Annotated in this window: 7 protein-coding genes and 2 pseudogenes; all 9 read right to left on the reverse strand. The window is 56.6% G+C overall.

Annotated elements, in window-relative coordinates; all coding sequences use genetic code 11:
- Positions 1-206, reverse strand: a pseudogene (locus CHB90_RS25180) (IS21 family transposase); the annotation flags it as partial.
- Between the two features lie 81 nt (positions 207-287).
- Positions 288-794: a patatin-like phospholipase family protein gene (locus CHB90_RS25185; protein WP_089280450.1), complete on the reverse strand. Its 507-nt coding sequence runs from the start codon at positions 792-794 to the stop codon at positions 288-290.
- A gap of 133 nt (positions 795-927) precedes the next feature.
- The gene (locus CHB90_RS25190) at positions 928-1,365 is read right to left on the reverse strand and encodes a DUF6789 family protein (protein ID WP_089280451.1); all 438 of its coding nucleotides are present in this window, start codon (positions 1,363-1,365) and stop codon (positions 928-930) included.
- Positions 1,366-1,389: 24 nt separating this feature from the next.
- On the reverse strand, positions 1,390-1,641 hold the full coding sequence (locus tag CHB90_RS25195) for a zf-HC2 domain-containing protein (RefSeq protein ID WP_089280452.1): 252 nt from the start codon (positions 1,639-1,641) through the stop codon (positions 1,390-1,392).
- A 108-nt stretch (positions 1,642-1,749) separates the two neighbouring features.
- Entirely contained in the window at positions 1,750-2,301 is a 552-nt protein-coding gene (locus CHB90_RS25200) for an RNA polymerase sigma factor (RefSeq protein WP_212591666.1), read from the reverse strand.
- Positions 2,302-3,577: 1,276 nt separating this feature from the next.
- Positions 3,578-4,201, reverse strand: coding sequence for a class I SAM-dependent methyltransferase (locus CHB90_RS25210; RefSeq protein ID WP_089280455.1), 624 nt, complete (start codon positions 4,199-4,201; stop codon positions 3,578-3,580).
- Between the two features lie 4 nt (positions 4,202-4,205).
- Positions 4,206-4,964 carry a CDP-diacylglycerol--serine O-phosphatidyltransferase gene (pssA, locus tag CHB90_RS25215; protein ID WP_089280456.1) on the reverse strand — a complete coding sequence of 253 codons (759 nt, stop codon included), beginning with the start codon at positions 4,962-4,964 and terminating at the stop codon, positions 4,206-4,208.
- A 3-nt stretch (positions 4,965-4,967) separates the two neighbouring features.
- Positions 4,968-5,660 (reverse strand): phosphatidylserine decarboxylase, encoded by a 693-nt coding sequence (locus CHB90_RS25220; RefSeq protein WP_089280457.1) that lies wholly within the window; start codon positions 5,658-5,660, stop codon positions 4,968-4,970.
- Between the two features lie 459 nt (positions 5,661-6,119).
- Positions 6,120-6,249, reverse strand: a pseudogene (locus tag CHB90_RS26395) (IS110 family transposase); the annotation flags it as partial.

Here is a 6,249-nt window from a genome sequence, read left to right on the forward strand (position 1 = left end):
AGCATCTCGTCGAGTTCGTCCTTCCAAGGACCGATCTTCGGCTGCGGCTGGACGGTCCGCTCGTAGGTGTGCTCGGTCGCACCGGACCGGATCACCTTGCGCACCGTGTTCCGTGAAATCCGCAGTTCCCGGCAGATCTGCTTGATCGGCTTCTTGTCCTGAAAATACGCCCGACGGATCTTCGCAATCGTCTCCACAACCAACATCCCACACTGTGCTCCCCGATAGCCTCGGGAGCATCATCCACATCAGTGTAAGGGGGTCATTGTTGGACGCCGATCACCCCGTTACGGGGTCAAAATTGCATGCCTGTTCACATGGATGCTGTGACAGCTTTGCACGCAGTCGAAGTCGACGCAGGATTCCAGAACGTCCTTCAGCGGGTTCATGTCCATCGGGTTCAACTGATAGGGCGAGAACATCCTGCTCATCGCGTTCATCATCTGATAGCCCCACGATCGATCAAGGCTCCAATACCCCATCATCACGTCAATGGGCGCGCGTTTGATCGGGCTGCCTCTGGCGGCCTCGCTCATGGTCTGCCAGAAACCATGCAACTTTTCACGCGCGCCGTCGGGCCCGCCCGAAGTCAAGCCATCGGCCAGGGCCACGGCATTCATCGCCCCTGCCGAGGTGCCGGAAATCGCGGCGATTTCCAGCCGTCCGTCCTCCAGCAGGTAATCCAGCACGCCCCAGGTAAAGGCGCCGTGGGCACCGCCTCCTTGCAGGGCGAGATTGATGCGCTTGGTGGTCGGTGAGGACGATTTGCGGGGATGGTTTAGAATTTTGGTCATGGCTGCGTTGGCCAACCGCAGATCGTCGCGGCGACATTCGCCTCGGCGAACCTGATCTTATGATAGTGCATGGCATTTATCCGGTTGAGGGTTCGGGCGGCAGTCATGCCGACCCGAACGCGCGGTGATGTGTTCAGACAAGCGCCATCCTGGGAGCCGTCAGCCTGCGAAACACGATGCCCAATACGGCACCGTACACAATGTGCAGCACCAGCGTCATCAACGGTGCCATGATGCCATAGGCCATTCCGAACAGTCCGGCCCCGGCCATGGGCATGACCATGATCATCATGCCAAGCCAGGCGGCAATGCCAAAGAGAATGCCCTTGACCATCGCTGTTCCACCCGGGATCACGCCATAGAGCAGCACGAACCCGCCTCCCCAGATCAAGGTTCCGATCATGAAGTGCCCCAGCCACCCCATCGCGGGAGAGGCCCCCATCATGGCGCTGAGCATGGCAATGACATCCAGTTCCGGCATGACGCCCATCATGCCCTTGGCCAGCATGATGGCCGACAGAACGACAGTCGTTACGAACCCGGCGACAAGGCCGGCTGTGATCTTGTTCATGGTATGGTTCCTTTCCTGCGCGGCTCAGCCGCCCTCTTGCTTACCTTGGTGAAGCTGGGAAAGGATTGCGCTAATGCGGTCGTCGTCGGCCTCACCGGGCGCATCGGATGTGAACAGGGTTTCGGTCAAATCCCGGGTTGTCCGCATTTGACCGATGAACCGTTCGCAACCTTTACACATCGCGAGATGCAGACGCATCTGGAAGGAGTCCCACATGCCCAGTTCCCCGTCGATCAGGGCGCTGGCGCGGGTCGCGACTTCCTTGCAGCTCAACATCTGTCGGTGTCCTTTTCACGTGCCTCACACGAACAGGACAATCGGAACCCCGCCGTGTTACACGCCTCCAAGAAACAATTCGGTATCAGCGACATGCAAAACCTCCCATCACATCAGTCCGTCGAGGGCAGCCCGAACACCAAGACGTGCCCGGTGCAGCAGAACCCGCATGTTGCCTTCGCTGATACCAAGGATGGCGCAGACTTCTTCAGCGTCCAGCCCCTGTTGCGCGCGAAGAATGATGACGGACCGCTGGCCTGGTGGAAGGGCATCAATCGCTGCATTCACATGCTCCATCACGCTACGCCCCGCGAGAATGCGTTCGGGGGTAAGGGTTTCCCACAATTCGGGCATGTTTTTCCACCGCCCCCGGCCATCAAACGCGGCAGCAAGATTGTCGTCCTCGCCCGCGCCATCAAATGAGACGATGCGACCCTCGCGTTTTGCACGGCTGCGGGCCTTGTTGATCAGGATCGTGAAGATCCAGCTTGCAAGCGAAGACCGTCCCTCAAAGCCGGAAATGTACTTCAGCACCGCAATCCAGGTTTCCTGAACCACTTCTTCCGCTGTCGCGCAGTTTTTTACGATACCGGTCGCGACACGGACGAGAGTTGTATTGTGTCGATTGTAAACCTGTTCGAACGCCGCCCTGTCGCCCACGGAAAGCAGTTGAACAAGCGCCGCTTCCTCCCCCCGGACAGTGGGCATTGCAGTACTCCATTTTTTTGCGTTACTTAGCAGATCAAACCAACGGAAAGTCCAGCGACGAGGCTCGAAGACAAGAGATCGTGAATGCCTATGCCTTACGTCTGGACGGACCTTGAGTTTGCCTGAACGGCCCTGCAGGTGATCAGAATCGGCCGTGGCCGCACGGAGGGCGATAGCGAGGTGCGGAAGCGTCAGTCCGGACTTTGCGGGCTCGCTTGCTCGACAGCCCACGCTGGTTGTCGCAAAACCAATCGCCGGTAGGATTCCGTAAGTCAGCTTCCTGACCCCTGTGTCGTCCAGTTGCCACGACGTGGATCGAGGGCTGCGGCCATTGCCGACCTCAAGAGAGGCCTGTGCGGACGCAGATATGATCCATCGCCCGCGCCGAATTCGGAGTGCTGCAACGACGAGCCTGCGTACTATACGCCTTTGGCGAAGGCCTGTGTGACCCGCGCCGCTTTCATTTAGATACGCCACTTTTAGCACACGCAGCGAAAGTCCGGTCTAACGGGCCGCGCCGCAGCATAGAGAGGTCAGGTCGAGAGTCCGGTTTGGGCCGATCGCTCATTTTCTGAAGATATCGCCAGCCAAGCGCTTCACGATCTGCTCCGAAAACTCTTTTGCTCGACACGGGCTGATATTGTTGTCTAACATCAGAATCAAGACCTGCTTCTCGGGGAAGAAAAAGTTCGATTGGGAGTATATCTCACAGATCTTCCGAAAAGCAGCGAGGAACTCAGGTGAGTATTGAGTGGCAAACCCTGGGTTGATTATTTTCCTGACAGGATTGCTGTACTTCCTGCAAGTCTCTACTTGCTTGGCCAATGCCTTCTTTCGAGGCCTTTTTTTGCCAAGATCGCAAGATGGAGTTATTCTGGAGTAATTCGAAGCTGACATGCCGCTGCCTCCACGGTCCATTCCCACAAGCTTGACCGATGAGAAGAACTGCTTCAAGCACCTAAGACTGTTTTAGGGCTGCCGCACCGCAGCGAAAATCCTCGGATCAAAGGCAGCTCTGGGCCGTCCACGTTTGGGGCGTGCGATGGGTCTGTCGAATATGCTGCGATTGATCTAATGGCGGCAGAGAGACCAGACTACCGAATGCTGCGTCGCTGACAAATGTCTTCTTGGCAGCAAACAGCCTTCGAAAAATATGCTTGATGCCGTCATACCAATGGTGTGCTTTTCTATCGATGATCTGGCTTTTCTCGAAACACAGGGCGCGCGATCAGCCTGCGCTTTTGCGCAACGCCAGGAACGTCATCATGCCCATGGGCGGCAGAGGTCTTTGTTCAATCACCGAAAGGTCGGGTTCTTTCAGAACAGTGCTGATATCAAAATCCGAATGCCAGCCCAGAAGATTGGCACAAGGCGCGGTCAGCCGCTCGATCCGGGCCAGCAGGCCGGTTTCTCTGGCGAAGTGATTTGTGATGACAACCTGACCGCCCGGCTTACAAACCCGGGCCATCTCGGCCATGACTCGCTCGGGCTCTGGCACAACTGAAATGATGTGCATCGCAGCGACGACATCAAATGACGCATCCGGAAAATCAAGCGTGCGCGCATCCATCTGGGTGAGGGCCCGCACCTGTTTCAGGTCAAGCTGGTCCACCTTGGCCTGCGCCTTGGCCAACATGTCCTCACTGAAATCAATGCCGGTCACAGCCAAATCAGGACGATAATTCGGCAGGGCCAAGCCGGTGCCAACCCCAACCTCAAGCACAGTCTCGGCGTCTTGGTTGTTGATATAGTCAACCGACGCGCGTCGCCCGACATTTGTAACCGCCCCGAATGTGTTGTCATAAACCGGTGCCCAACGTGCATATGAGGTTTTGATGGCGTTGAGTTCCAAGGTTCTATCCTTCGGTTTTTTGAGTTTTGCGGGAGGTGCGGTAGGCCCAGACAAGACAACTGATATAGGCAAATGACAGCATGGTGAGTGTCGCCCACAGATAGGTCAGCAAGGCCGCTGCCAGAACGGCAGCCCCCAGCAGAAAGTACTTTGCATTGGCCCGATCTATCGTCACGTTCTTGAAAGAGTATGTCGGAATGCGACTGATCAATAGCAACCCAATCAGGCAGATGTGCACGGCGACAAAGGCAGGCGGGGTTAGCGGCAGGTCCGAAATGGCAAACGAAACAACCATCGGCAGCATCACCAGAATGGCTCCCGCAGGCGACGGGACGCCAACAAAGAAATCAGAAGATAGCTTTTCGGTTTCCGAACGGCTGCTGACATTGAAACGCGCCAGCCGCAGAAGACAGCAGGTTGTGTAGATCAAGACAGCAATCCATCCGGCGCGTCGAAAGTCCTGCAGCGCCCAGCTGTGCAGGATCAACACCGGAGCAACGCCAAAATTGACGAAATCGGCCAGAGAATCAAGCTCGGCTCCCACATCACTGCAACGGTTCATCAAACGGGCCAGCCGACCGTCCAGACCATCAAGGACACAGGCGGCCAGAACAAGGCGAACCGCCATTTCAAAGTTGCCCTCATACCCGAAACGGATTGCCGTAAGTCCCGCGCAAACCGCAGCAATGGTCAGCAGGTTTGGCAGCAGATGGATAACGCGCACTTTGGGTTGTTTTGCGCTGTCTGACGGGTCTTCGGCCATTGTCTAATCTGCGCGGCCAATGCGTGTGGCCTCAGACGTGGCAAGATCGGCCAGAACCGTTTCTCCTGCGATCATGGTCTGCCCGAGGCTGACCATGGGGTTCAGGCCATCGGGCAAATAGACGTCCAGACGCGAGCCAAAGCGGATCAGACCAAAGCGCTCTCCGGTGCGCAGAGTATCGCCCTTGGCAGAAAAACAAACGATGCGGCGCGCCACCAGCCCTGCGATTTGAACCACAGCTAGCTGTCTGCCATCGCTCATTTCAATGCACAGGCTGTTGCGCTCGTTGTCAGCACTGGCCTTGTCCAGCGAGGCATTGAAAAATTTCCCGGGGCGATAGGCAATCGCCGCGATCTTGCCGGCAATTGGGGCGCGGTTCACATGGCAGTTAAACACGCTCATGAATACGCTGATGCGGGTCAGGGGCATGTCAGGCATGCCAAGTTCTGCTGGCGGGGTGGCCTTTTCAATCAACGAGACGATGCCATCGGCCGGGCTTACGATGAGGCCATCGCGTGTTGGTGTGATGCGGACAGGGTCGCGGAAAAAGTAATAGCACCAGATCGTTAGACCGACGCCAATCCACCCCAGAACGGCAGACAGAAGAAACAGGAGCAGTGTGACGGCGGCAAAAATTCCAACAAATCTGCGCCCCTCAGGATGCATCGGCTTGAGAAATGTGTCGCGCATTTTCATCGGGGCATCACAATACTGTTTGGTTGCCTGCTACCTATCTCGTTAGGCCCAACCCCTGCAACCCGAACAGACACGGCGCGTCGCAGAACCAAAATTTGGAGCCATGGTTTATGCTGAGATCAGCCATTGGCGCCACTGCAGCGAAACCTCACTTTGTCCCGCACACTACCAGTTCGCAACCGGCTCGATTTTGCATCCGCAGCGAATGACCTGTGTGGATAGCTCCTGCATAGCAAGACTTTTTTTGAGTGATTTTGCACTGGTCAGAAGCAGACGTGTGTCCGGCCTGTTCGCGCGGCACTCGTAGCCGCTGGCCCTGATGGTTTCCGCGACCAAGTCCCAAACGGCTTATCGAACAACATTGTGTCCTGGACATTCGACGGGTTGTCTTGGTTGGCGGGCTGACTGTGCGCCATCATTTCAATGGTCTTGCTGTCTCGGGTGTTCCTTTTCCTTTCTTTAGGCTGCGTGGGGCCGATAGTATTCGTTCTTGGTCAGCACTGCCCAAACTATTCGTGCGGTCTTGTTCGCCATTGCGACGGTCGCCAGTCGAGCAGGCTTTCGTTCCAGTAGGCCTATAGCCCATGGA

This window comes from Antarctobacter heliothermus (assembly GCF_900188425.1).
GTDB lineage: Bacteria > Pseudomonadota > Alphaproteobacteria > Rhodobacterales > Rhodobacteraceae > Antarctobacter > Antarctobacter heliothermus.

Coding starts and splice junctions, on each gene's coding strand:
- CHB90_RS25195 (WP_089280452.1), bottom strand. CDS start 1,641: ATGTTGAGCTGCAAGGAAGTCGCGACCCGCGCCAGCGCCCTGATCGAC.
- CHB90_RS25185 (WP_089280450.1), bottom strand. CDS start 794: ATGACCAAAATTCTAAACCATCCCCGCAAATCGTCCTCACCGACCACC.
- CHB90_RS25220 (WP_089280457.1), bottom strand. CDS start 5,660: ATGAAAATGCGCGACACATTTCTCAAGCCGATGCATCCTGAGGGGCGC.
- pssA (WP_089280456.1), bottom strand. CDS start 4,964: ATGGCCGAAGACCCGTCAGACAGCGCAAAACAACCCAAAGTGCGCGTT.
- CHB90_RS25190 (WP_089280451.1), bottom strand. CDS start 1,365: ATGAACAAGATCACAGCCGGCCTTGTCGCCGGGTTCGTAACGACTGTC.